The organism is Streptomyces sp. NPDC044984, assembly GCF_040646935.1.
In the GTDB taxonomy this organism is placed as follows: domain Bacteria; phylum Actinomycetota; class Actinomycetes; order Streptomycetales; family Streptomycetaceae; genus Streptomyces.
Map to the genome: position 1 here is coordinate 1 of NZ_JBEZBE010000042.1, position 25,219 is coordinate 25,219.

Genomic DNA, 25,219 nt, shown 5'->3' on the forward strand with positions numbered 1-25,219 from the left:
CGCCCGGTTACATTCCGAACCCGGAAGCTAAGCCTTACAGCGCCGATGGTACTGCAGGGGGGACCCTGTGGGAGAGTAGGACGCCGCCGAACAATCTTTGGAAGGACCCCTGGTCACCAGCGTTCAGCTGGGGCCAGGGGTCCTTTTTTATTTATGCTTGCAGTACCGAAGACAGGAGTCACCGATGTCCACCAACTCTTCCGACGACCGACCGGAACGCGATCAGCGGCGACGGGACAGTGGTGACCGTCCTGAGCGCTCCGACCGTGGTGGCCAGCGTGGCGGCGGCCCTGGTCGAGGCAATGACCGCGACCGTGGCTTCCGGCGGGACGACCGTGCCGGTGGCCGGCCGGAACGTGGTGGTTTCCGCGGACGGGACGACAACCGTGGCGGTGAGCGCGGTGGTTACCGTGGCCGTGACGACCGTCGTGACGACAGCCGCGGTGGCGAGCGTGGTGGTTTCCGTCGGGATGACGACCGGGGTTACGGCCGCCGCGACGACCGACGCGACGACCGACGCGACGACCGGCGCGACGGCGAGCGCGGTGGCTTCCGTCGCGAGGACAGCCGTGGCCGTGACGACCGCGGTGGTTTCCGTGGCCGTGACGACAGCCGTGGCGGTGAGCGTGGTGGCTTCCGTCGTGAGGACAGCCGTGGCCGTGACGACCGCGGTGGTTTCCGTGCCCGTGACGACCGTCGCGACGACCGGCGAGGTGACGAGCGCGGTGGTTTCCACCGTGACGACACTCGTGGTGGGGAGCGTGGTGGCTTCCGTCGTGAGGACAGCCGTGGCGGGGGCCGGGGAGACTTCCGTCGCGACGACAGTCGCGGTGGTGAGCGCGGTGGTTTCCGCGGCCGTGACGACCGTCGTGACGACAGCCGCGGTGGCGAGCGTGGTGGCTTCCGTCGGGATGACGACCGGGGTTACGGCCGCCGCGACGACCGGCGCGATGACCGGCGCGACGGCGAGCGCGGTGGCTTCCGTGGCCGTGACGACCGCGGGCGTGGGCCTCGGCGTGACGACCGTGGTGGGCGGCCCGGTGGGTTCCGGGGGCGGGACGACCGGCACGGTGGCGGGCGGTTCCGTGAGGACCGGGACCGCGACCGGGACCGTGAGCCGATCAAGCGGCTGCCGATCCCCGAGGACGTCACGGGCGAGGAGATCGACAAGGACGTACGGCAGGAGCTGCAGAGCCTGCCCAAGACGCTCGCGGAGGACGTCGCCAAGAACCTGGTGATGGTGGCCCGGCTGATCGACGAGGACCCCGAGGGCGCGTACGGCTACTCCAGGGTGGCCCTGCGGCTGGCGTCGCGTGTCGCCGCCGTACGGGAGGCCGCCGGGTTCGCCGCGTACGCGAACCAGAAGTACGCCGAGGCGCTCGCCGAGTTCCGGGCCGCGCGACGGATGACCGGGACCGTGGAGCTGTGGCCCCTCATGGCCGACTGCGAGCGCGGGCTCGGCCGGCCGGAGAAGGCACTGGACATGGCCGGGGCCCCCGAGGTGCAGAAGCTGGACAAGGCGGGGCAGGTCGAGATGCGGCTCGTCGCGGCCGGCGCCCGGCGTGACATGGGTCAGCTGGACGCGGCGATCGTGACGCTGCAGAGCTCCGAGCTCGCGTCCAACTCGGTCCAGCCGTGGACCGCGCGGCTGCGTTACGCCTACGCCGACGCGCTGCACGCCGCCGGCCGGAGCGGCGAGGCACGGGAGTGGTTCGCCAAGGCAGTGGAGGCCGACCGGGACGGCAGCACGGACGCCTCCGACCGGCTGGCCGAGCTGGACGGCGTGGAATTCGTGGACGCCCTCGGTGAGAACGAGGCCGACGACGCCGCGAACGAGGACGACAAGGACTGACGTCCGAGGCACAAGGCGGGGATGAAGGGGCGGGTCTCCACGGAGGCCCGCCCCTTCGTCACAGGTCGAGCGCGCGCAGGACCAGGCCCGACGCGGGCTTCGGGCCGAACGACGTCGACTTGCGCGGCATCGTGACGCCCTGGCGGGCGAGGTCGCGGACGACGTCCTCATGCACCGGGTGCATCAGGACGGCCGTTCCGCCGTCGCGTTCCGCCTTCTCGACCGTGGCCGCCGTGTCGTGGATGTAGGCGATGTGGGCGGGGGAGTCGGGGACGCCCCAGACGTGGTCCAGGAGCGTGGCGTGCAGGACCGTCGCGTCGAGGGTGCGCCAGGCCGCCGGGCGGTCCCTCGGGATCGTGCGGGCCAGCAGGTCCGGGTCCGGGCGGTCCACGAGGTGGAAGGCGCCGTCCCCGGCGAGGAGGAAGGCGTTGCCCGCCGAGGCGGTTTCGGCGAGGACGTTCACGGCCTCGGTGAGCGGTGCGTCGAGGCGGCGGACGCGGAACAGGCCGTCGAGTGCGGTCACGGCGTCCGCGACCGGCAGGTCGTGCAGCAGGCGGTGGATGGCGCGGACGCGCAGGGGGTAGCGGGCCGTGTCGACGAGGAGGACCAGCCCGTGGTCCCAGGGGCCGGGGGAGGGACGCTCCGCGCGCAGGCGCCGGTAGGTCGCCCAGCGGTGGTGGCCGTCGGCGATGAGGGCCTGGTGACCGGCGAGTTCGCGCTGAACGGCGGTCAGGTCGGCGGGGTCGGTGACGGACCACAGGCGGTGGTGGAAACCGTCCTCCGTGGTGGTCGCCAGGAGGGGCGGCCGTTCCGCCGTGCGCTCGATCACGTCGGCCGTGGCACCGGCCGAGCCGCCGCCCCGGTAGGTGAGCAACAGCGGTTCGAGGTTGGCCGAAGTGGCCCGCATCAGGTCCGCGCGGTCGGCGACGATGTGCGGCATGACGTCCTCGTGCGGCAGGACGAGCCGCTCCTCGGGGTCGGAGACGCGCAGCGCGCCGATGATGCCGCGCTGCACCATGCCGTCGCCGTCGCGCTGCTCGTAGACGTACAGGCCCGGTTCCGGGTCGGCGGTCAGGATCCCCTCCGCGCGCCAGCGGCGCAGCGTGTCGGCGGCCTGGGCGTTGCGTGCCTCGGACGTGCCGGCCTCGGGCAGGATCAGCCGGACGATGTTGTGCGGGTCGGCGGATTGGAGGTGGTGCAGGCCGTCGGGGCGGACGACGACGTCGTACGGCGGGGATGTCACGGCGGCCAGGCTGCCGACCCGGTCCGGGTCGTAACGAAGGCCTCGGAACGGGGTGAGTTCCAGGCCCCGGGGCGCCTTTGCCGTCGAGTGACCTGCAGTGTTCATCCCGGCATCGTACGGGTGCCGGTGGCATGGGGGATGATGCGGGGGAAAGCCGTCGAACGAGGAGCGATGCGGAATGAGCCGGAGCGTCAGGACGAGTCCCGAGGCCAGTGGGCAGGCCCTGAGCGAGGCGTACGACACGGCGCTGCTCGACCTCGACGGTGTGGTGTACGCGGGCGGGAGCGCGATCGTGCACGCGGTCGAGTCGCTGGCCACGGCCCGCGAGGGCGGTATGCGTCTCGCCTACGTGACCAACAACGCCCTGCGCACCCCGGACGTCGTGGCCGCTCATCTGACCGAGCTGGGGATACCGGCGGAGGCCGGCGACGTCATCACCTCCGCCCAGGCGGTCGCGCGGCTGGTCGGTGAGCAGGTGCCGCAGGGCGCCCGGGTGCTGGTGATCGGCGGCGAGGGGCTGCGGGTGGCGCTGCGGGAGCGAGGGCTCGTGCCGGTGGAGTCGGCGGACGACGACCCGGTGGCGGTCGTCCAGGGGTACGGCGGGCCCGAGCTGCCGTGGGGGAGGTTCGCCGAGGCGTCGTACGCCGTGGCGCGCGGGCTGCCGTGGTTCGCGTCCAACACCGACCTGACGATTCCCAGCGGCCGGGGCATCGCCCCGGGCAACGGCGCGGCGGTGGAGGTCGTACGGATCGCCACGGGCGCCGAACCGCAGGTCGCGGGCAAGCCGCTGCCGCCGATGCACCGGGAGACGATCCTGCGGACGGGTGCCGAGCGGCCGTTGGTGGTGGGGGACCGGCTGGACACGGACATCGAGGGCGCGTTCAACGGCGAGGTCGACTCGCTGCTGGTGCTGACCGGTGTGACGGACGGCGCGCGGCTGCTCGCCGCGCCGCCGCAGCACCGGCCGACGTATGTCGACGCCGATCTGCGCGGGATGCTCACCGGGCAGCCGGAGGTCGTCGGGGCGGGCGAGGGGTTCCGGTGCGGTGGCTGGACGGCGACGGCCGGGGCCGGGGCACTGGAGCTGGAGGGCGGCGGCGGCGCGCTGGACGGGCTGCGTGCGCTGTGCGCGGCGGCGTGGACGGCGGCCGGGGACGGCGTGTGCGAGCTGGACGGCGGGAAGGCGCTGGCACGACTGGGGCTGTGAGCCCCCGCGTATCCCGTGCCTCCCCGCCCCCGCGCCTCCCGTGTCCCCCGGCTCCCCGGACCGGGGAGCCGGACCCGGGAAACCGGGGAGCCGGGCCAAGGAGCCGGACCCGGGAATCGTGATCGGCGGGGAGGGTAGGCTAACCTAACCGCGTGTTGGTCGAGAGTCCCCCCGAACAGCGCGCGGAGACCGCCCCCGCGCCCCCGAACCGCCGGGCGATACGCGTCCTCGGGCTGCTCGTCTCCGCCGTGATCCTGGTGCTCGTCGCACTGGTGAGCATCGCGGTCGGGGCGAAGGAGCTGTCCCTGGAGCAGGTCTGGCACGGCCTGTTCGAGGACTCGGGCACCTACGGCGACGTCGTCGTGGCCGACAGGCTGTCACGAACCGTCCTCGGAGTGCTCGCGGGAGCCGCGCTCGGCCTGGCGGGATCGGTCCTTCAGGCGCTCACCCGCAACCCGCTGGCCGATCCCGGACTGCTCGGCCTCAACGCGGGCGCGTCCGCCGCCGTGGTCACCGCCATCACCTTCTTCGGCGTCACCTCGCTGTCCGGATACGTGTGGTTCGCCTTCTTCGGCGCGGCGGCCGTCGGCGCGCTGGTGTGGTTCCTCGGCGGCAGCCGGGGCGCGACACCGGTGCGGCTGGTGCTCGCCGGCACGGCCATCAGCGCGGCGCTGTACGGCTATCTCCAGGCCGTCATGATCCTCGACGACGCGGCGCTCGGCAGGATGCGCTTCTGGACGGTGGGTTCGCTGGCCTCGGGAACCGACTCGACCGTCACCCAGGTGCTGCCGTTCCTGCTCGCCGGCTCCCTCCTGGCGCTGGCGCTCGCCCGGCCGCTCAACGCGATGGCCATGGGCGACGACACCGCCAAGGCGCTCGGCGCCCACCTCAACCGCACCCGCGCGCTGTCCATGCTCGCCGCGACCGTGCTGTGCGGGGCCGCGACCGCCGCCTGCGGGCCGATCGTCTTCGTCGGCCTGATGGTGCCGCACATCGTGCGCTCCTTCACCGGACCCGATCTGCGCTGGATCCTGCCGTACGCCGCGGTCCTGTCGCCCGTGCTGCTGCTCGGCGCCGACGTCATCGGCCGGATCGTGGCCCGGCCCGCCGAACTCCAGGTCGGCATCGTCACCGCGATCCTCGGCGGCCCGGTCTTCATCTTTCTCGTACGACGGCGGAGGACGGCCCAGCTGTGAAGACCAACCGCGCGGTGCGGACTCCCGGCGGCCTCTCGGTCCGGCTGGACGTGCGCGCCCTCACCGTCGTCGTCCTGCTGCTGCTCGCGGCGCTCGCCGCGAGTGTCGTGCTGATCGGCACCGGCGACTTCCCGATCCCCGCCGCCGATGTGCTCAGGACCCTCGTCGGCGAGGGGAACGCCGGCCAGGAGTTCATCGTCAACGAACTGCGGCTGCCCCGGGTCCTGGTCGGGCTGCTCGTCGGCGCCTCCCTCGGGCTCGGCGGCGCGCTGTTCCAGTCCGTCTCCCGCAATCCGCTGGGCAGCCCGGACGTGCTCGGCCTCGGACAGGGGGCGACGGCCGGCGCCCTCACGGTGATCGTGCTGTTCTCCGGAACCGCCAACCAGGTCGCCCTCGGCGCGCTCGCCGGCGGACTGGTGACCGGTTTCGCCATCTACGTGCTCGCCTGGAAGCGGGGCGTGCACGGATACCGTCTGGTCCTGGTCGGCATCGGCGTCTCGGCGGTCGTCACGGCGGTCAACGGCTATCTGCTCACCAAGTCCGACATCGTCGACGCGGCCCGCGCGGTCGTGTGGATGACCGGATCCCTCGACGGCCGGGACTGGGACCAGGTCTGGCCGCTGCTCGCCCTGTGCGCCGTCCTCGTACCGCTCGTGCTCGCCAACTCGCGCGGCCTGCGGATGATGGAGATGGGCGACGACGTGTCGTACGCCCTCGGCGTGCGCGTGGAGCGCGTACGGCTGCTGCTGATGCTGTCGGCCGTGCTGCTCACCGCGTCCGCGACCGCCGCCGCCGGACCGGTCAGCTTCGTCGCGCTCACCGCGCCCCAGCTGGCCCGGCGGCTGACCCGTTCGCCCGGCCCCAACCTGGCCGCGTCGCTGTGCATGGGCGCCGCCCTCCTGGTCACCGCCGACTGGGTGTCGCAGCGGGCGTTCGGCGCCGAGCAGCTGCCCGTGGGCGTGGTCACCGGTGTGCTCGGCGGTGTCTATCTGCTGTGGCTGCTGGTCACCGAGCGCAAGGCGGGCCGGATATGAGCGCCGGCAGCACCGCCGGCAGCGGGACGAACCACCGAAGGAGCACCGTGAACCGACTGTCCGCCGAGAACGTCACCCTGGCCTACGACCAGCGGGTCATCGCCGAACAGCTGTCGGTGGAGATACCGGACAACTCCTTCACCGTGATCGTCGGCCCCAACGCGTGCGGCAAGTCGACGCTGCTGCGGGCGCTGTCGCGGATGCTCAAGCCGAGCGAGGGGCGCGTCCTGCTCGACGGGCAGGTCATCCAGTCGATGCCGGCCAAGAAGGTGGCCCGCACCCTCGGCCTGCTGCCCCAGTCGTCCATCGCGCCCGACGGCATCACCGTCGGCGACCTGGTGGGCCGCGGCCGGTACCCGCACCAGGGCCTGCTGCGCCAGTGGTCCGCCGAGGACGAGCGCGTCGTCCAGGAGTCGATGGCCCGCACCGGCGTCGCCGAGCTGGCGGAACGCTACGTCGACGAGCTCTCCGGCGGTCAGCGGCAGCGTGTGTGGATCGCCATGGCGCTGGCCCAGCAGACCCCGCTGCTGCTCCTCGACGAGCCGACCACGTTCCTCGACATCCAGCACCAGATCGACGTGCTCGACCTCTGCGCGGACCTGCACGAGGAGCAGGGGCGCACCCTCGTCGCCGTCCTGCACGACCTCAACCACGCCGCCCGGTACGCCACCCACCTCATCGCCCTGCGCGGGGGGAAGGTCATCGCCCAGGGCGCCCCGAAGGACATCGTCACCGCCGGTCTGGTCGAGGAGGTCTTCGGACTGCGCTGCCAGGTCATCGACGATCCCGAGACGGGCACCCCGCTGGTGGTGCCGGCGGCCCGCACGGCACGGGCGAGGGGCACGGCCGAGAAGGTGGGCGCTACAGAAGCTTCCTGAGGCGGAACAGGTCGCGCAGCCCCGCCTCGAGCCGCACCCGGCCCGAACCCCAGGCCCTGGCGAAGTGCAGTTCGCCGTCGACCAGGGCCACCAGGTCGTCGCCCGTCATCACGAGCCGTATCTGCGCCCTCTCGCGCGGCGGGCCGGGGAAGGTCTCGTGCACCTCGATCCGGCCGCCGGTGAGCCGGCCGGCGAAGGTCACGTCCAGGTCGGTGATGCGGCAGCTGACCGAGCGGTCCATCGCCGCGGCCGCGCGGACGTCCCCCTCGGCGCTCGCCATGCTGTCCGAAAGCTTGTCGAGTGCGGTACGGCACTCCTCGATCGTGGCCATCGCGGACGACGGTACCGCAGCCGTTCGCGGTAGCGTCGGGGCATGAACGACGCAGTGCCGGAGGCGGAGGGCACGGACCCGGGCCCCATGCAGCCGCCGCCCGGGAACGGGCCCGCCGCCCCCGCGCCCCTGAACGTGCCGCGCACCCCCACCGGCCACCCCGAGGTGGACGCCCGTGTGGAGCGGCTGGCCGACGCCGACCACCTCACCACGGACGGCCATGTCGAGGTGTACGAGGATGTACACCGGGGGCTGCGCGACGCGCTCACCGCGCTCGACGCCCGCCCGGGACCTCCGGGGCCCCCACGGCCTCACGAACACAGGAGCTGAACCGAACGTGGCAGGAGTCGCACGCCGCCGTCTCGACGCGGAGCTGGTCCGCCGTAAGCTCGCGCGCTCGCGTGAGCACGCCAGCCAGCTGATCGCCGCCGGGCGGGTCAGCGTCGGCAGGACGGTCGCCACCAAGCCCGCCACACAGGTGGAGACCGCCGCCGCGATCGTCGTCGTCGAGGACGCGGGCGACCCGGACTACGTCTCGCGCGGCGGCCACAAGCTGGCCGGTGCCCTGGACGCCTTCGTGCCGCGGGGGCTGGTCGTCGAGGGGCGGCGGGCGCTCGACGCGGGCGCCTCCACCGGTGGCTTCACCGACGTCCTGCTGCGGGCCGGGGCCGCGCACGTGGTCGCCGTGGACGTCGGATACGGACAACTCGCCTGGTCTCTGCGGAACGATGAACGCGTCACCGTCAAGGACCGTACGAACGTACGGGAGTTGACGCTCGAGGTCATCGATGGGGAGCCTGTGGATCTTGTCGTGGGGGATCTGTCCTTCATCCCGCTCGGACTGGTGCTGCCCGCCCTGAAGCGGTGCGTGAAGCCGGACGCCGACCTGGTGATGATGGTGAAACCGCAGTTCGAGGTGGGCAAGGAGCGGCTGGGCAGCGGCGGGGTCGTCCGCAGCCCGCAGCTGCGCGCCGAGGCCGTGCGCGGGGTGGCCGACAGGGCCTGGGAGCTGGGACTCGGAGCGAAGGGCGTGACGGCGAGTCCGCTGCCCGGGCCCTCCGGGAATGTCGAATACTTCCTGTGGCTGCGGGCCGGGGCTCCGGAACTGGACCCGGCCGACGTTGACCGTGCTGTGGCGGAGGGGCCGCGTTGACACAGAACCGAGCTCGTACTGTTTTCCTGCTGGCCCACACCGGGCGGCCCGCGGCCATCCGCAGCGCCGAGCTCGTGGTCAAGGGCCTGCTGCGCTCCGGCCTCGGGGTGCGGGTCCTGGAGGACGAGGCCCGCGACCTGCCGCTGCCGGACGACGTGGGGACCGTCAAGGAGGCCACCCCGCAGTGCCTGGACGACTGCGAACTGCTGATCGTACTGGGCGGTGACGGCACGCTGCTGCGCGGCGCCGAGTTCGCCCGCGCCTCCGGGGTGCCCATGCTGGGCGTCAACCTCGGGCGGGTCGGCTTCCTCGCCGAGGCCGAGCGGGACGACCTGGACAAGGTGGTCGACCGGGTGGTGAACAGGGCGTACGAGGTCGAGGAGCGGATGACCGTCGACGTCGTGGTGCACCGCAACGGCGACATCGTGCACACGGACTGGGCGCTGAACGAGGCGGCCGTGCAGAAGGTGTCCGCCGAGCGGATGCTGGAGGTCGTCCTGGAGATCGACGGGCGGCCGGTCACCGGGTTCGGCTGCGACGGGATCGTGTGCGCCACGCCGACGGGTTCGACGGCGTACGCGTTCTCCGCGGGCGGGCCCGTGGTGTGGCCGGAGGTCGAGGCGCTGCTGATGGTGCCGATCTCGGCGCACGCGCTGTTCGCCAAGCCGCTGGTGACCTCGCCGGACTCGGTGCTGGCGGTGGAGATGCTGCCGCACGTCCCTCCGGGGGTGCTGTGGTGTGACGGGCGGCGGACCGTCGAGCTGCCGGTCGGGGCGCGGGTGGAGGTGCGGCGGGGGGCCGTGCCGGTGCGGTTGGCCCGGTTGCACCATGCCTCGTTCACCGACCGGTTGGTCGCGAAGTTCGCGCTGCCCGTGTCCGGGTGGCGTGGGGCGCCGCACTAGGCGCGGCCGGGCGCGGCGCCCCGGATCCCCGCGTCCGCGGGGAGCAACGTATCCGGAACGCATACGGCCGGACCACCCCCGCTGCAGCGAGGAACACCCGTTCAACGGGCGAACCCGTCGGCGGGTCACGGCCTGCGGTGACGCCGGACGGGCGGGGCGGCGTCGCACACCACGTGCGAAACCTCGTATGGTCGGGGACGTGCTTGAGGAGATGCGGATACGGTCGCTCGGGGTCATCGACGACGCTGTTGTCGAGCTGTCGCCCGGCTTCACCGCCGTCACCGGTGAGACGGGCGCGGGCAAGACCATGGTGGTCACCAGCCTGGGCCTGCTGCTGGGTGGACGGGCGGATGCGGCCCTGGTGCGGATCGGCGCGAAGAACGCGGTCGTCGAGGGACGGATCACCGTGCCCGAGGGCGCCGCGGCCGCCGTGCGCGCCGAGGAGGCCGGGGCCGAGCTCGACGACGGGACGCTGCTGGTCAGCCGGACCGTTTCCGCCGAGGGGCGGTCACGGGCGCACCTCGGCGGGCGGAGCGTGCCCGTGGGGGTGCTGGCCGAGCTCGCCGACGAGCTGGTGGCCGTGCACGGGCAGACCGACCAGCAGGGGCTGCTGAAGCTGTCCCGGCAGCGGCAGGCGCTCGACCGGTACGCCGGGTACGCGGTCGCCGTGCCGCTCGGCAAGTACGCCGAGGCGTACAAGCGGCTGCGGACCGTGGCCACGGAGCTGGAACAGATCACCACGCGCGCGCGTGAGCGGGCCCAGGAGGCCGACCTGCTGCGCTTCGGGCTCGAGGAGATCGCCGCGGTGGAGCCCCGCGCGGGTGAGGACGTGGAGCTGGCGGAGGAGGCCGAGCGGCTCGGGCACGCCGAGGCGCTGGCGTCCGCCGCGGCACTCGCGCACGCCGCGCTCGCGGGCAATCCGGAGGACCCCGAGGGCGTGGACGCCGGGACGCTCGTCGCGGGCGCACAGCGGGCCCTGGAGGCCGTACGGGCGCACGATCCGGCACTGGCCGCGCTCTGCGACCGGATCGGGGAGGTCGGGATCCTGCTGCGCGACGTGGCCGGGGAGCTGGCGGGGTACGCCGACGACCTGGACGCCGATCCGCTGCGCCTGGCGGCCGTCGAGGAGCGGCGGGCCGCGCTCACCGGGCTGACCCGGAAGTACGGCGAGGACATCGCGTCGGTGCTGGCGTGGGCCGAGCAGGGCGCCGCGCGGCTGACCGAACTGGACGGTGACGACGAGCGGATCGGGGAGCTGACCGCCGAGCGCGACGCGCTCCGCGCGGAACTGGGCGTCCTGGCGCAGGAGCTGACGGACGCGCGGACGGAGGCGGCGCAGCGGTTCGCGTCGGCGGTCACCGCCGAGCTGGCCTCGCTCGCCATGCCGCACGCGCGCGTGTCGTTCGACATCCGGCAGACCGAGGACCCGGAGGGCGTCGAGGTGGGCGGGCGCACGGTGGCCTACGGGCCGTCGGGCGTGGACGAGGTGGAGCTGCTGCTCGCCCCGCACCCCGGGGCGCCGCCCCGGCCCATCGCCAAGGGCGCGTCGGGCGGTGAGCTGTCGCGCGTGATGCTGGCCGTGGAGGTGGTGTTCGCGGGCACGGACCCGGTGCCGACGTACCTCTTCGACGAGGTCGACGCCGGTGTCGGCGGCAAGGCGGCGGTCGAGATCGGCCGGCGGCTGGCGAAGCTGGCGAAGACGGCGCAGGTCGTGGTCGTCACGCACCTGCCGCAGGTGGCCGCGTTCGCCGACCGGCAGCTGCTGGTGGAGAAGACCAACGACGGCTCGGTCACCCGGTCCGGTGTGAAGGTGCTCGAGGGCGAGGAGCGGATCCGGGAGCTCTCCCGCATGCTCGCCGGCCAGGAGGACTCGGAAACGGCCCGGGCCCACGCGGAGGAACTGCTGGCGACGGCGAGGGCGGACGTGTAGCCGCGGGGCCGCGGCGGGTGAGGTTCTTTCACTCGTGTGGGTGAAATGTGGTCCTGTGCGGACCCGGGCTCGGGACGTCGGCGTCGCCGGAACGGCCGTACGGGCTGGCATCCTTGACGGAGTACGGCGAGGAACTCGCCCGATCCTCGCGTAGGTTCTTCGGGACCGCACGAACCGAACCAGGAGCCCGGCCACGTGACCCCCGCGAGCAGTCACTCACCGCTGCGCACCGTGCAGGTGCTGGGCGGTGGCAACGCCGCCAGCAGCGCCCATGTGCGCTCGCTGGCCGCGGGGCTCGTCGCCAGGGGCGTGCGGGTCACGGTGTGCGCCCCCGTCGAGGCGGATCACACCTACGACTTCACCGGCGCCGGCGCCGACCACGTGCACGTGCCGCGCAGCAGCGACCCGGGGTCGGTGGCCGCGCTCCGGGTCGCCTGCACGGGCGCCGACCTGGTCCACGCGCACGGGCTGCACGCCTCCTTCCGCACCGTGCTCGCCCTGAGCGGACGGCGTACCCCGCTCGTCGTCACCTGGCACGACCGGGCGCACGCCGACGGCCCGCGCGCCCACTTCCTGCGCGTCCTGGAGCGGCGGGTCGTCAAGGCGGCCGCCGTGGTGCTCGGGACGACCTCCGCCCTCGTCGACCGGGCGCGCCGCGCGGGCGCGCGCGACGCCCGGCTGGCCGCCGTGTCCCTCCCCGGTCGCCGCCCCTCCCCGGCGCCGGACGACCCCGACCGGCTGCGGTCCAAGGCGCGGGCCGAACTCGGTGCCATCGGCCGCCCGTTGCTCATCGCCGTCGGCTCCCTCGACCGGCACCGGGGCTACGACGTCCTGCTGGACGCCGCACACGCGTGGCGGCGCCTCGACCCCGTACCGCTGGTGGTGCTCGCCGGGGAGGGGCCGCTGCGCGGCGAACTCCAGCGCAGGATCGAGGACGAGGAACTGCCGGTCCGGCTCGTCGGCCGGCGCGACGACGTCACCGAGCTGCTGGCCGCCGCCGACATCGCGCTGCTGCCGAGCCGGTGGGAGTCGCGCTCACCGCTCGCCCAGGAGGCCCTCCACGCGCGCGTGCCGCTCGTCGCGACCGCCGTCGGCGGCATCCCCGAACTCGTCGGCGACGCCGCCGAACTCGTCCCGTACGGCAACGCGCGGGCGCTCGCGGACGCCGTCGTACGGCTGCTGGACGATCCCGGCCGCCGGGAACTGCTCGGGGAGCGGGGCGTGCGGCAGGCCGCCACCTGGCCGACCGAGGACGAGACGGTCGCCCAGGTGCTGAGCGTGTACGACGAGCTGACCCGGCCCCGGCCCCTGAGCTGAGGCCGGCCGGCGCGGTCAGGGCACGTGCCGCCGGGCGCGCAGGGCCAGGCCCAGCGCCAGGACCGTGTGCGGGTCGTCGAGGTCGGTGGCCAGCAACTCGCCGATGCGGGCGAGCCTGTTGTAGAGCGTCTGCCGGTTCAGGTGGAGTTCGCGGGCCGTCTCCGCCTTGCGTCCGGCGTGCGCCAGATAGCTCTCCAGGGTGGGCAGCAGGGGCGGCTTGGAACGGCGGTCGTGGTCCAGCACCGGGCCGATCGCGCGGTCCACGAAGTCCGCCAGGTCCGGGTGGTCGCGCAGCCGCCACAGCAGCAGGTCGATGTCCAGCCGCCGGGCGTCGTACCAGGGGCGGTCCGGCAGCCCCTGCGCCGCCGTCGCCGTCTCCGCCGCGTGCCGCAGGCCCGTCGGGGCCGCCGCCCAGCCGCCGGCCGGCCCGACCACCACGACGGGCGGACGGCCCCCGGGCCGCAGCATCCCCGCCCGCTCCACGCCCGCCCGCAGCGCCGCCGCCACCCGGTCCGCGACCGCCGGCCGTTCGGCCTCCGCGCGCAGGCCCAGCAGCAGCGGCACCCGCCCCTCCACCGGCCGCACGCCCAGCAGGACGGGCACCCCGAGCGAGGCCAGTTCCTCGCCCACCGCGCGGGCCAGCACCGCCCAGCCGCCGCCCTGCGGGGACAGCGCGTCGCCGAGCCGCATCACCACCGGCAGCAGCGGTCCGGAGCCCGGCCTGAAGCCCAGCACGCGCGCCTGCGCGGGCGCGTCCGCCGCGCCGACGCGGCCCTCGGCGAGGTCGGTGAGGAAGTCCCCGCGCCCCCGCGCCGCCAGCTCCTCCTCCTGACGTGCCTGCATCAGCACCACGGCGAGCAGGCCGGCCGCCCGCTCGGCGGCCATGCGGTGCACCGGTTCCGGCGCGCTGCGCACCGGAAGCAGCACCAGCCGCGCCCGTACGCCGCCGCTGCCGGGGCCGCCGCCGGGCACGTCCACGAGCGCCGAACCGGCCGGTGGGTCGTCCCGGTGCCGGTCGCGCAGCCCCTCCCACACCTGGAGCGGGTCCGCGCCCTCGGGTCCCTCACCGGCCGCGTACAGCAGCCGGCCGTCGGTCGTCTCCAGGAACACCGGGTTGCCGGTGAACCCGGCGAGGATCTCCAGCACCCGGGGGACCCCGCCGCCGCCCAGCAGCGCCCCGGTGCACCGGCGGTGCACCTCCTCCGCGCGTTGCAGCAGCGCGTAGTGCCCGTTGACGATCTCGGTGTGGATCTCCTCGGTGACCGCCACGAACGGCACCTCGCGGTGCAGCTGGACCAGCGGCAGCCCCGCCGCCCGGGCCGAGTCGACGAGGGCGGCGGGCAGCCGGGAGAAGCGCGGGCCGAGCTCGACGACGAGGGCCGCGATGCCCCGGTCGGCCAGCGTGCGCACGAACGCCCGCTGGTCGGCCGGGCGGGTGCCGAACCCGTACCCGGTGGTCAGCAGCAGCTCGCCGCCCTTGAGCAGCGAGGCGATGTGGGGCACCTCACCGGCGTGCACCCAGCGCACCGTGCGCCCCAGCCGGTCGGCGCCCGCCACGACCTCCGGCAGCCCACCGCGCAGCCCGGGCAGCTCCAGCGCCCGCCGCACGGTGATCCCGGCGCCCCGGGTGTCGTATCCGCTGTCCATACCCCCGGACGCTACCCGCGCGGGCGATCCCCGGGCGCACACGGGCCCCGTCCGCCCGCCGGCGACCGCGTCCCGGACGACGGTTCCGGTCCGGACACCGCCCCGCTGGTCCCGCCGGCGGTCGCGGTGACGCCGCTCCGCGCCGGACGCTGCGGTACGGCGGCGGCTGGTACGGCACCGGCGCCGACGACCCGGGGCGATTCGCCGAGGCGAGAGAGCGGGTCGCGGCCGAGGTCGTGCCGCGACCCGCCTGATGACGCCGTCGCCGGGAGACCTCAGCCCCCGTACGCCCCCGAGGCCGTCAGCCGCAGGGCCGTGTCGATGAGCGGCACGTGGCTGAAGGCCTGCGGGAAGTTGCCGACCTGGCGCTTCAGGCGCGGGTCCCACTCCTCCGCCAGCAGGCCGAGGTCGTTGCGCAGGGCGAGCAGCTTCTCGAAGAGCTTCCGCGCCTCGTCCACCCGGCCGATCATCGCCAGGTCGTCCGCCATCCAGAACGAGCAGGCGAGGAACGCGCCCTCGTCGCCCGGCAGGCCGTCGACGCCCTCGTCCTTGCCCTCCGTCGGGTAGCGCAGGATGAACCCGTCGGACGTGGACAGCTCGCGCTGGATCGCCTCGACGGTGCCGATCACCCGCTTGTCGTCCGGCGGCAGGAAGCCCACCTGCGGGATCAGCAGCAGGGAGGCGTCCAGCTCCCTGGAGCCGTAGGACTGCGTGAAGGTGTTGCGTTCCTTGTCGTAGCCCTTCTCGCACACGTCCCGGTGGATGTCGTCGCGCAGCCGCTTCCACTCCTCCAGCGGGCCGTCGGCGTCGCCGGACTCGATCAGCTTGATGGTGCGGTCGACGGCGACCCAGGCCATCACCTTGGAGTGCACGAAGTGGCGGCGCGGGCCGCGCACCTCCCAGATGCCCTCGTCCGGCTCCTGCCAGTGCTTCTCCAGGTAGCGGATCAGCTTCAGCTGGAGCAGCGAGGCGTAGTCGTTGCGGGCCAGACCCGTCATGTGGGCGAGGTGCAGGGCCTCGGTGACCTCGCCGTACACGTCCAGCTGGAGCTGGTGCGCGGCGCCGTTGCCCACCCGGACCGGGGCGGAGCCCTCGTAGCCGGGCAGCCAGTCCAGCTCCGCCTCGCCGAGCTCGCGCTCACCGGCGATGCCGTACATGATCTGCAGGTTCTCCGGGTCGCCCGCCACCGCGCGCAGCAGCCACTCGCGCCAGGCACGGGCCTCCTCGCGGTAGCCGGTGCGCAGCAGCGAGGACAGGGTGATCGCCGCGTCCCGCAGCCAGGTGTAGCGGTAGTCCCAGTTGCGGACGCCGCCGATGTCCTCGGGCAGGGAGGTGGTGGGCGCGGCCACGATGCCGCCGGTCGGGGCGTACGTCAGCGCCTTGAGCGTGATCAGGGAGCGGATCACGGCCTCGCGGTAGGGGCCGTGGTACGTACAGTGCTCCACCCACTCGCGCCAGAACTCCTCGGTCGCCTCCAGCGACTGCTCGGGCTCCGGCAGCGGCGGCGGCTGCTTGTGCGAGGGCTCCCAGGAGATGGTGAACGCGATCCGCTCGCCCGGCGAGACCGTGAAGTCCGCGTACGTGGTCAGCGACTCGCCGTAGGTCTGCGCGGAGGTGTCGAACCACACGGAGTCCGGGCCCGCGACGGCGACCGTGCGCCCCTCGTGCCGGTGCACCCACGGGACGATCCTGCCGTAGGAGAACCGCATCCGCAGCGCCGAGCGCATGGGCACCCGGCCCGAGACGCCCTCCACGATCCGGATCAGCTGCGGGGCGCCGTCGCGCGGGGGCATGAAGTCCGTCACCCGGACCGTGCCGCGCGGGGTGTCCCACTCCGACTCCAGGATCAGCGAGTCGCCGCGGTAGCCGCGCCGGGTCGCCCGTGGCGGCTCGGCGTCGTCGGCGTGCGCGGGACCCAGCCGCCAGAAGCCGTGCTCCTCGGTGCCCAGCAGGCCGGCGAAGATGGCGTGCGAGTCGAAGCGGGGCAGGCACAGCCAGTCCACCGTGCCGTCACGGCAGACCAGAGCGGCGGTCTGCATGTCTCCGATGAGTGCGTAGTCTTCGATGCGCCCGGCCACGTGCAACTCCAGTCGAACGGCCACGTCACCCCGCGAGGGGGTTGTCGCTGATGCGGTCAAGGGGTCTGGGAATACGTCGTTGAGCTGTGAAGCAAAGCAGTCGCTCGGCGGTGAACGCAAAGCGCCAATCCATGCTCAACGAACTGACGAGCTCACGTTGTTCCGGAGGTCACGGGCGGGGGTGGTGCCGTTCGGCCGGCCGGGCTCGGCAGCGAGTGTCCGAGCAGGATACGACGCACGTAGATGATCTGTGTGTCGCTCCGGGCAACCCGGCCCCGCCGAACGAGTGAGCAAGGGGTGCGGGTCCCGTGTGCGGTGCTCGCCCGTGGCGGCGCGTGCGCGGAGCGTGGCCGGACGCCATCCCCGCGCCGCGCTGATACGCTGGTAGCCCGTGGACCAGTGGGCGAGAAAGCCCCGGAACCGCACCCACAGACCGCGACCACGGGAGCCCCCTCTTGGCCATGCCGCCCGCTGCTTTCCGAAACAGCACAGCCTCGACGACCAAGCACATCTTCGTCACCGGGGGTGTCGCCTCCTCGCTCGGCAAGGGGCTCACCGCCTCCAGCCTGGGCATGCTGCTCAAGGCCCGGGGCCTGCGCGTCGTGATGCAGAAGCTGGACCCGTACCTCAACGTCGACCCGGGGACGATGAACCCCTTCCAGCACGGTGAGGTGTTCGTCACCAACGACGGCGCCGAGACCGACCTGGACATCGGCCACTACGAGCGGTTCCTCGACCGCGACCTGGACGGCTCCGCCAACGTCACCACCGGCCAGATCTACTCGACGGTGATCGCCAAGGAGCGGCGCGGCGAGTACCTGGGCGACACCGTGCAGGTCATCCCGCACATCACCAACGAGATCAAGCACCGCATCCGCCGCATGGCGACCGACGAGGTCGACGTGGTGATCACGGAGGTCGGCGGCACGGTCGGCGACATCGAGTCGCTGCCGTTCCTGGAGACCGTCCGCCAGGTCCGGCACGAGGTCGGCCGGGACAACGTCTTCGTGGTGCACATCTCGCTCCTGCCGTACATCGGTCCCTCGGGCGAGCTGAAGACGAAGCCGACCCAGCACTCGGTCGCCGCCCTGCGCAACATCGGTATCCAGCCGGACGCGATCGTGCTGCGCTGCGACCGTGAGGTGCCGACCGCGATCAAGCGGAAGATCTCGCTGATGTGCGACGTCGACGAGGCCGCCGTGGTCGCCTGCCCCGACGCCCGCTCGATCTACGACATCCCGAAGGTCGTGCACTCCGAGGGCCTGGACGCCTATGTCGTGCGCAAGCTGGACCTGCCGTTCCGGGACGTGGACTGGACGACCTGGGACGACCTGCTCGACCGCGTCCACAACCCCGACCACGAGGTCACCCTCGCCCTGGTCGGCAAGTACATCGACCTGCCCGACGCCTACCTCTCGGTCACCGAGGCGCTGCGCGCGGGCGGCTTCGCCAACAAGGCCCGCGTGAAGATCAAGTGGGTCACCTCCGACGACTGCAAGACCCCGGCCGGCGCCCAGGCGCAGCTCGGCGACGTCGACGGCATCTGCATCCCGGGCGGCTTCGGCGACCGCGGTGTGCTCGGCAAGGTCGGCGCGATCAAGTACGCCCGGGAGAACCGGATCCCGCTGCTGGGCCTCTGCCTGGGCCTGCAGTGCATCGTGATCGAGGCCGCGCGCAGCCTCGCGGACGTCTCGGACGCCAACTCCACCGAGTTCGACCCGGGCACCACCCACCCGGTGATCTCCACCATGGCCGAGCAGCTGGACATCGTCGCCGGTGAGGGCGACATGGGCGGCACCATGCGGCTCGGCATGTACCCGGCCAAGCTGGCCGAGGGCTCGATCGTGCGCGAGGTGTACGACGGCAAGGAGTACGTGGAGGAGCGCCACCGGCACCGCTACGAGGTGAACAACGCCTACCGCGCGGAACTGGAGAAGAAGGCAGGCATCGTCTTCTCCGGCACCTCCCCGGACGGCAAGCTCGTCGAGTACGTCGAGTACCCGCGCGAGGTCCACCCGTACCTGGTCGCGACCCAGGCGCACCCGGAGCTGCGCTCGCGTCCGACCCGTCCGCACCCGCTCTTCGCGGGCCTGGTGAAGGCCTCGGTCGAGCGGAAGATCTCGAAGTAACGCACCGGTTGTACGGTTGCCGGGGTGCGCACCTCCAGAAGGTCCGCACCCCGGCTGCTTTTTTCGCGCGGGGCACGCGCACGACCGCCGTACGTTCGGGAGGACAGGCATGACGATCAAGGACACCCCGGAAGTGTGGGAGATCCGGGCGACCGAGACCCCCTTCACGGGCAACAAGACCTCCGTCCGCACCGACGACGTGGTCATGCCCGACGGGACCGTGGTCCACCGCGACTACCAGGTCCACCCCGGGTCCGTGGCCGTCCTCGCCCTCGACGAGGCCGACCGGGTGCTGGTGCTGCGCCAGTACCGCCATCCCGTGCGCCACAAGCTGTGGGAGATCCCGGCCGGCCTGCTCGACGTCCCCGGCGAGAACCCGCTGCACGCCGCCCAGCGCGAGCTGTACGAGGAGGCGCACGTCAAGGCGGAGGACTGGCGGGTGCTGACCGACGTCTACACCACGCCCGGCGGCTGTGACGAGGCCGTACGGATCTTCCTGGCCCGGGGGCTGTCCGAGGCCGAGGGCGAGCGCTTCGAGGTCGAGCACGAGGAGGCCGACATGGAGCTGGCCCGGGTCCCGGTCGAGGAACTGGTGCGCGGTGTGCTGGCCGGCGAGCTGCACAACAACTGCCTGGTGGTGGGCGTCCTCTCGCTGGTCGCCGCGCGGGCCGGGGACGGCCTGGACGCGCTGCGCCCGGCTCAGGCGCCGTGGCCGGCACGTCCGTTCGAGGCCTGATCCCGTCCCGCGCACACGGTGGTATGACCATCGGCTGATCCGATCGGGGGATGTGCCCGCCGCGCTCCACCGGGAACGTCGCAGAGCGTGAACTAGGCTCTGGAAAACGCCCGGTCCGGAGTCCCGGCGGGCTTGCGCGCGCGGTGGGACGGGAGTGAGGCCCGTGACGGATCAGGCGGTGGACCCAGACGGTGTGCGGCTCCTTCGGGACGCCGCCGACGAGGGTCGATTCCTGGGCCGTACGAGGGAGCTGAAGGAGTTGCGCGCCGACATCGAGCGCGCGGGACTGGACACCCTCTCCGGCCGCAAGGCGCCCCGCGCGCGCGTGCTGCTCATCGCCGGCCGGCCCGGCTCCGGCCGGAGCGCCCTCGCCGGGGAACTCGTGCGCCAGGTCGCCGACCGCTACCCCGACGGCGTGCTGCGCGCCCGGCTGAGCGAACCCGACGGCACCCGCGTGCCCGTCGGGCGCGTCGCGCGGGAGCTGCTCGACGCGCTGGAGGCGCCCGCCCCCGCCGGGGCCGACGAGGACGAACTCAGCGAGGCGCTGCGCACCGCGCTGGCCGACCGCCGGGTGCTGCTCCTGCTGGACGACGCGGCCGACGCCGAGCAGGTCGACGCGCTGCTGCCGGACAACCCGGACTGCCTGGCCGTCGCCGTCTCCTCGGGGCCGCTGACCGGCATCGCGGACGTCCGCCCCTGCACCCTCGGCGGCCTCGACACCAAGTCCGCGGTGGAGGTGCTGTCCCGGTTCACCGGCTCGGTGCGCATCACGGTCGACCCCCGGGCCGCCGAGCGGCTCGCCGAGCAGTGCCAGGGCCAGCCGGCCGCCCTGGTGCTGGCCGGGGGCTGGCTCGCCGCCCGGCCCAAGGCCGCCGTCGCCGACCTGGCCAGGCAACTGCACACGGACCCCGGCCAGGACACCGTCGTCAGCCGGGTCCTGAGGCTCGTGCACGCCTCGCTGCCCGCGTCGGCCGCCCGCACCCTGCGGCTGCTCAGCCTCGCCCCGGCCGGTCTGGTCGACCCGCACACCGCCGCCGCCCTCGCGGGCTGCTCGGTGGAGTCCGCCCGCACCACCCTGGACGACTTCGTCGCCCACGGGCTGCTCCACCCGGTGGGCTCGGAGCTGCCGCAGTACGAGGTGCCCCGCTGTCTGCAGCCCCTGCTGAGCGCACTCGCCGAGGACCACGAGCGGCCCGCCGAGCTGCAGCTGGCCCGCGCCCGGATGCTGGAGCGGACCGTACGGCTGCTCCAGTCGTGCCGGGCCATCACCGAGACCGACAGCCTCCGGGCGCGCGAGAAGCTCCTCGGCATGCCGCGCGCCCTGCGCTTCCCGGCCCCGCGGGCCGCCGCCGACTGGCTGCGCGTGCGCCGTCCCGCCCTGCTGGCCGCCGCGCGGCTCGCGGTCGCCGACGGGGAGCTGGACACCCTCGCCCGGCGCCTGATGTCCCAGCTGGCGCGGGCCATGGTGGCCCATTTCGGCACCCGGGCCGCCGCGAGCGACCTGTACGACATCCACGGCCTGGTCCTCGACGTCGCCGAGCGCCGGAACCTGCCCCGCGAGCGGGCGGCGGCCCTGCTGAACCTGGGCGACCTCGACGCCCGCACCGGCCGCACCGCCGACGCCCTGGGGCGCTACCGGGCCGCGCTGGACGCCGGACGCGAGGCGAACGACCCGTACGCGACCGGCCGCGCGATGGAATCCGTGGGCGGCGCCCATCTGGAACTCGGGGACTACGACCGGGCCGCCGACTGGTTCGGCCGCGCCCTGGCCGAGCGGCTGGCCCGCGGCGAGCACGAGGACGCCGCCCGGCTCTACGGCCGCATCGGCGCCGCCCACACCTACGCCGGCCGCTACGGCGAGGCGCTGCGCAACTGGCGCGCGGCCGTCGCCGGACACCGCAGGCACGGGGACGTGGCCGCGCAGGCGCGGGCGCTGAGCGAACTGGCCCGGGTGCAGGAGTACGCGGGACGGCTCGACGAGTCCCTGCGCACCTGCCAGGAGGCGGTGGACTGGGCGTGCCGGGCCGAGGACACCCGCCTGCAGGCCGCGCTGCACCTGCGGCTCGCCGATTCCTTCGAGCGCCTCGGCGACCCCGCGTCGGCCGCGCTGCACCGGGGCACGGCCGAGCGCATGCTGGCAGAAGAGGCCCTGGAGGACGACTTCGAGCCGGAACATGGAGCTAACGCCTGCGAAATCCGTAGCTCATCCATCGAAGATTGATGCAATGAAAGGCTAGACAGCGGGAACACCTTCATTAAACTGGCTCTGCCGCACCATCTCCTGCGGTCTCTCCCGGTGTGCCCGCGTGTGCCCGGGTATGTGCAGTGATACCCCCATACCCTCTGAGCCAAGGACCGTGATCGACGTGAAGGTCGGCATCCCCCGCGAGGTCAAGAACAACGAGTTCCGGGTGGCCATCACCCCCGCCGGCGTGCACGAGCTGGTGCGCCACGGCCACCAGGTCGTCATCGAGCGCGGCGCCGGTGTCGGCTCCTCGATCCCGGACGGCGAGTACATCGCCGCGGGCGGGCAGATCCTGGACACCGCCGACGAGGTCTGGGCCGCCGCCGACCTGCTGCTGAAGGTCAAGGAGCCCGTCGCGGAGGAGTACCACCGCCTGCGCAAGGACCAGACCCTCTTCACCTACCTGCACCTGGCCGCGTCCAAGGAGTGCACGGACGCCCTCCTGGAGTCCGGCACCACCGCGATCGCCTACGAGACCGTCGAGCTGCCGAGCCGCGCCCTGCCGCTGCTCGCCCCGATGTCCGAGGTCGCGGGCCGGCTGGCCCCGCAGGTCGGCGCCTACCACCTGATGCGCGCCAACGGCGGCCGCGGTGTGCTGCCCGGCGGTGTCCCCGGCGTGCTGGCCGGCAAGGCCGTCGTCATCGGCGGCGGCGTCTCCGGCTGGAACGCCGCGCAGATCGCCATCGGCATGGGCTTCCACGTGACCCTGCTCGACAAGGACATCAACAAGCTCCGCGAGGCGGACAAGATCTTCGGCACGAAGATTCAGACCGTCGTCTCCAACGCCTTCGAACTGGAGAAGGCCTGTCTGGAGGCCGACCTCGTGATCGGCGCGGTCCTCATCCCCGGCGCCAAGGCCCCGAAGCTGGTCACCAACGAGCTGGTCTCGCGGATGAAGGCCGGAAGTGTCCTTGTCGACATCGCGATCGACCAGGGCGGCTGCTTCGAGGACTCCCACCCGACCACGCACGCCGAGCCGTCCTTCAAGGTCCACGAGTCGGTGTTCTACTGCGTCGCCAACATGCCCGGCGCGGTGCCCAACACCTCCACCTACGCCCTCACCAACGCCACGCTGCCGTACATCGTCGAACTCGCCGACCGCGGTTGGGTGGAGGCACTGCGCCGCGACCCCGCGCTCGCGAAGGGCCTCAACACGCATGACGGCAAGGTGGTTTACAAGGAGGTCGCCGAGGCGCACGGCCTGGAGCACGTGGAGCTCGCCTCGCTGCTCGGCTGAGCCGCCGAGGCGGTAAGTCGACCAAGTCGCCGACCGTCGAAGGCGATACGTCAACATATGTCGTCAACGTCACGTGTCAGGCCGGACCTTGTCCTCGGGGTCCGGCCTGATGTGTGTATGGTCACGTCCTGGTTCCGGGGCAACTCGCCTCGAACGTAACCCTTCTCCCGATTCGCACACCCGTGAAACCTGCCGTGCGACGGCCGTACGCCCTTGACAGAGGGATGTTTCATTGCCGACACATCGGGCCGGGTCCGGCGGATTGTGTTGCTGCGAACGGTCGACACGCCATAGAGTCGCCAATCGTCGGCATGGTGCCACGCTGACCTGTCTAGAAGTTTCCTGGTCACCAAGGAGGTAAGACGACTTGTGAATGAGTCGACATTTACTCCCGGGGGTGGTCAACCAGGAATGCCTGCGCCGGACCAGGGGCCCGCGGGATCCGCTGCTGTCGGCTCCGTTGCTGTGCGCACCTTCGCAGCCCACCGGAGTCACCGGACTTCGGTGGTGACTCAACCAGCACCCCAGAGCATGGATGGCCATCACGTGAACGCCATGGCCGGCGACGGAAGTGGCGCGCCCCACAACCATTTCGCCGACTACGACGAACTGCCCGAGGGGCACTTCTACGACCCCGACGCCGAGTACGAGCCCGATCCCGAGTACGCGGCCACGCTCGCGCCCGACGCGGCGCGCCAGCGCCGTGAGCGCGTCGGCCCGACCGGGCGCCCGCTGCCGTACTTCCCGATCCCGGGTCCGCTGACCGACCACGGTCCCGCGAAGATCATCGCGATGTGCAACCAGAAGGGCGGCGTCGGCAAGACCACGTCGACCATCAACCTGGGCGCCGCGCTCGCGGAGTACGGACGCCGGGTGCTGCTCGTCGACTTCGACCCGCAGGGCGCGCTGTCGGTCGGTCTCGGCGTCAACCCGATGGAGCTCGACCTCACCGTCTACAACCTGCTCATGGAGCGGGGCATGGCGGCCGACGAGGTGCTGCTGAAGACCGCGGTCCCCAACATGGACCTGCTGCCCAGCAACATCGACCTGTCGGCGGCCGAGGTGCAGCTGGTGAGCGAGGTCGCGCGCGAGTCCACGCTGCAGCGGGCGCTGAAGCCGCTGATGGACGACTACGACTACATCGTGATCGACTGCCAGCCCTCGCTCGGCCTGCTCACGGTCAACGCGCTGACCGCAGCGCACAAGGTGATCGTGCCGCTGGAGTGCGAGTTCTTCGCGCTGCGCGGTGTGGCGCTGCTGACCGAGACCATCGAGAAGGTCCAGGAGCGGCTCAACCCCGACCTGGAGCTCGACGGCATCCTCGCCACCATGTACGACTCGCGCACGGTGCACAGCCGCGAGGTGCTCGCGCGGGTGGTCGAGGCGTTCGACGACCACGTCTACCACACGGTCATCGGGCGCACGGTCCGCTTCCCGGAGACCACGGTCGCCGGTGAGCCGATCACCACGTACGCGTCCAACTCCGTCGGTGCCGCCGCCTACCGCCAGCTCGCCAGGGAGGTGCTCGCCCGGTGTCACGCCGAGTGAGTCTGCCGGGGGCCGACGAACTCTTCCGTACGACAGGGGGGATGGCGCTCCAGGCGTCGACCCCCAGGCGCCAGGCCAACGGCGACGCCCGTGTCCCCGCACCCGCGGGGGAGGGCGACGCGGCGGCGGCCGCCGTGGAGGACGCGCCGCAGTCGGTGCCCGCGCAGGGCGGCGACGGCGAGGGCGCGGAGCACGTCGCGGCGGACGCGGAGCCGGACGGGGCCGGGGAGTCCCGCAACCGCGACGCGGCGGGCTCCGGGCGGCGCCAGGCGGCGCAGGACGGCGCGGCCCAGCGCAAGCGGGGGCGAGCGGCGTCGCGGCGGCCCAGCGGCCGTGAGCGGCACGACGAGAAGATCACCGTGTACGTGTCCGCCGAGGAGCTGATGGACCTCGAACACGCGCGCCTGGTGCTGCGCGGCGAGCACGGGCTGGCGGTGGACCGGGGCCGGATCGTCCGCGAGGCGGTCGCCGTGGTCCTCGCCGACCTGGAGAGCCGCGGGGACGCCAGCATCCTCGTACGACGTCTCCGGGGACGGTAGCGGTAGCCTGCGGAGGC

General features: G+C 73.0%; 21 protein-coding genes and 1 rRNA gene. 17 read left to right on the top strand and 5 right to left on the bottom strand.

Features of this window, described 5'->3' with window-relative positions:
• A 5S ribosomal RNA gene (rrf, locus tag AB0A94_RS33010) occupies window positions 1-92 on the top strand; the annotation flags it as partial.
• A gap of 86 nt (window positions 93-178) precedes the next feature.
• On the opposite strand, the gene AB0A94_RS33015 is transcribed toward rrf, so the two are convergent.
• Window positions 179-1,069, bottom strand: a complete 891-nt coding sequence (locus AB0A94_RS33015) for a hypothetical protein (protein ID WP_361749959.1) — start codon at window positions 1,067-1,069, stop codon at window positions 179-181.
• Window positions 1,070-1,129: 60 nt separating this feature from the next.
• Here AB0A94_RS33015 and AB0A94_RS33020 point away from each other — a divergent pair, with 60 nt between their 5' ends.
• Window positions 1,130-1,852 carry a hypothetical protein gene (locus tag AB0A94_RS33020; protein WP_361749947.1) on the top strand — a complete coding sequence of 241 codons (723 nt, stop codon included), beginning with the start codon at window positions 1,130-1,132 and terminating at the stop codon, window positions 1,850-1,852.
• A 58-nt stretch (window positions 1,853-1,910) separates the two neighbouring features.
• Here the strand turns inward: AB0A94_RS33020 and AB0A94_RS33025 are convergent, their stop codons facing one another.
• On the bottom strand, window positions 1,911-3,200 hold the full coding sequence (locus AB0A94_RS33025; protein ID WP_361749816.1) for a DUF1015 domain-containing protein: 1,290 nt from the start codon (window positions 3,198-3,200) through the stop codon (window positions 1,911-1,913).
• Between the two features lie 73 nt (window positions 3,201-3,273).
• Here AB0A94_RS33025 and AB0A94_RS33030 point away from each other — a divergent pair, with 73 nt between their 5' ends.
• The 4 genes from AB0A94_RS33030 (at window position 3,274) to AB0A94_RS33045 (ending at window position 7,410) form a co-directional block, all read left to right on the top strand.
• Window positions 3,274-4,302, top strand: coding sequence for an HAD hydrolase-like protein (locus tag AB0A94_RS33030; protein WP_361749819.1), 1,029 nt, complete (start codon window positions 3,274-3,276; stop codon window positions 4,300-4,302).
• Window positions 4,303-4,454: 152 nt separating this feature from the next.
• Window positions 4,455-5,498, top strand: a complete 1,044-nt coding sequence (locus tag AB0A94_RS33035) for an iron chelate uptake ABC transporter family permease subunit (protein WP_361749822.1) — start codon at window positions 4,455-4,457, stop codon at window positions 5,496-5,498.
• Complete coding sequence (locus AB0A94_RS33040) at window positions 5,495-6,532, top strand: iron chelate uptake ABC transporter family permease subunit (RefSeq protein ID WP_361749824.1); 1,038 nt, start codon at window positions 5,495-5,497, stop codon at window positions 6,530-6,532. Before AB0A94_RS33035 ends, AB0A94_RS33040 begins: the two co-directional genes overlap by 4 nt.
• Complete coding sequence (locus tag AB0A94_RS33045) at window positions 6,529-7,410, top strand: ABC transporter ATP-binding protein (protein WP_361749827.1); 882 nt, start codon at window positions 6,529-6,531, stop codon at window positions 7,408-7,410. Before AB0A94_RS33040 ends, AB0A94_RS33045 begins: the two co-directional genes overlap by 4 nt.
• On the opposite strand, the gene AB0A94_RS33050 is transcribed toward AB0A94_RS33045, so the two are convergent.
• A complete protein-coding gene (locus tag AB0A94_RS33050) occupies window positions 7,394-7,741 on the bottom strand; it encodes a sterol-binding protein (RefSeq protein WP_361749830.1) in 348 nt (115 codons plus the stop codon). The two genes, AB0A94_RS33045 and AB0A94_RS33050, sit on opposite strands and share 17 nt — an antisense overlap.
• Window positions 7,742-7,783: 42 nt before the next feature.
• Between AB0A94_RS33050 and AB0A94_RS33055 the strand changes: the two genes are divergently transcribed.
• From AB0A94_RS33055 to AB0A94_RS33075, 5 genes are all read left to right on the top strand, one after another.
• Window positions 7,784-8,071: a hypothetical protein gene (locus AB0A94_RS33055; RefSeq protein ID WP_361749833.1), complete on the top strand. Its 288-nt coding sequence runs from the start codon at window positions 7,784-7,786 to the stop codon at window positions 8,069-8,071.
• Between the two features lie 7 nt (window positions 8,072-8,078).
• The gene (locus tag AB0A94_RS33060) at window positions 8,079-8,894 is read left to right on the top strand and encodes a TlyA family RNA methyltransferase (RefSeq protein ID WP_361749836.1); all 816 of its coding nucleotides are present in this window, start codon (window positions 8,079-8,081) and stop codon (window positions 8,892-8,894) included.
• Entirely contained in the window at window positions 8,891-9,796 is a 906-nt protein-coding gene (locus tag AB0A94_RS33065) for an NAD kinase (RefSeq protein ID WP_361749839.1), read from the top strand. Before AB0A94_RS33060 ends, AB0A94_RS33065 begins: the two co-directional genes overlap by 4 nt.
• Window positions 9,797-9,983: 187 nt before the next feature.
• Complete coding sequence (gene recN, locus AB0A94_RS33070) at window positions 9,984-11,726, top strand: DNA repair protein RecN (RefSeq protein WP_361749842.1); 1,743 nt, start codon at window positions 9,984-9,986, stop codon at window positions 11,724-11,726.
• Window positions 11,727-11,921: 195 nt separating this feature from the next.
• Complete coding sequence (locus AB0A94_RS33075; protein ID WP_361749845.1) at window positions 11,922-13,043, top strand: glycosyltransferase family 4 protein; 1,122 nt, start codon at window positions 11,922-11,924, stop codon at window positions 13,041-13,043.
• A gap of 15 nt (window positions 13,044-13,058) precedes the next feature.
• Here AB0A94_RS33075 and AB0A94_RS33080 read toward each other — a convergent pair whose 3' ends face one another.
• Both AB0A94_RS33080 and AB0A94_RS33085 read right to left on the bottom strand, forming a co-directional pair.
• On the bottom strand, window positions 13,059-14,690 hold the full coding sequence (locus AB0A94_RS33080) for a PucR family transcriptional regulator (protein ID WP_361749848.1): 1,632 nt from the start codon (window positions 14,688-14,690) through the stop codon (window positions 13,059-13,061).
• A gap of 275 nt (window positions 14,691-14,965) precedes the next feature.
• Complete coding sequence (locus tag AB0A94_RS33085; RefSeq protein WP_361749950.1) at window positions 14,966-16,768, bottom strand: glycoside hydrolase family 15 protein; 1,803 nt, start codon at window positions 16,766-16,768, stop codon at window positions 14,966-14,968.
• Window positions 16,769-17,229: 461 nt separating this feature from the next.
• Here AB0A94_RS33085 and AB0A94_RS33090 point away from each other — a divergent pair, with 461 nt between their 5' ends.
• The 6 genes from AB0A94_RS33090 (at window position 17,230) to AB0A94_RS33115 (ending at window position 25,202) form a co-directional block, all read left to right on the top strand.
• A complete protein-coding gene (locus AB0A94_RS33090; protein WP_361749851.1) occupies window positions 17,230-18,897 on the top strand; it encodes a CTP synthase in 1,668 nt (555 codons plus the stop codon).
• Between the two features lie 109 nt (window positions 18,898-19,006).
• The gene (locus tag AB0A94_RS33095) at window positions 19,007-19,633 is read left to right on the top strand and encodes an NUDIX hydrolase (protein WP_361749854.1); all 627 of its coding nucleotides are present in this window, start codon (window positions 19,007-19,009) and stop codon (window positions 19,631-19,633) included.
• A gap of 163 nt (window positions 19,634-19,796) precedes the next feature.
• Window positions 19,797-21,854 (top strand): tetratricopeptide repeat protein, encoded by a 2,058-nt coding sequence (locus AB0A94_RS33100; protein WP_361749857.1) that lies wholly within the window; start codon window positions 19,797-19,799, stop codon window positions 21,852-21,854.
• Window positions 21,855-21,999: 145 nt separating this feature from the next.
• Window positions 22,000-23,115: an alanine dehydrogenase gene (gene ald / locus AB0A94_RS33105; protein WP_361749953.1), complete on the top strand. Its 1,116-nt coding sequence runs from the start codon at window positions 22,000-22,002 to the stop codon at window positions 23,113-23,115.
• A 411-nt stretch (window positions 23,116-23,526) separates the two neighbouring features.
• Window positions 23,527-24,663: a ParA family protein gene (locus AB0A94_RS33110; protein WP_361749860.1), complete on the top strand. Its 1,137-nt coding sequence runs from the start codon at window positions 23,527-23,529 to the stop codon at window positions 24,661-24,663.
• Window positions 24,648-25,202: a hypothetical protein gene (locus AB0A94_RS33115; protein ID WP_361749863.1), complete on the top strand. Its 555-nt coding sequence runs from the start codon at window positions 24,648-24,650 to the stop codon at window positions 25,200-25,202. Before AB0A94_RS33110 ends, AB0A94_RS33115 begins: the two co-directional genes overlap by 16 nt.
• The last annotated feature ends 17 nt before the right edge of the window (window positions 25,203-25,219 follow it).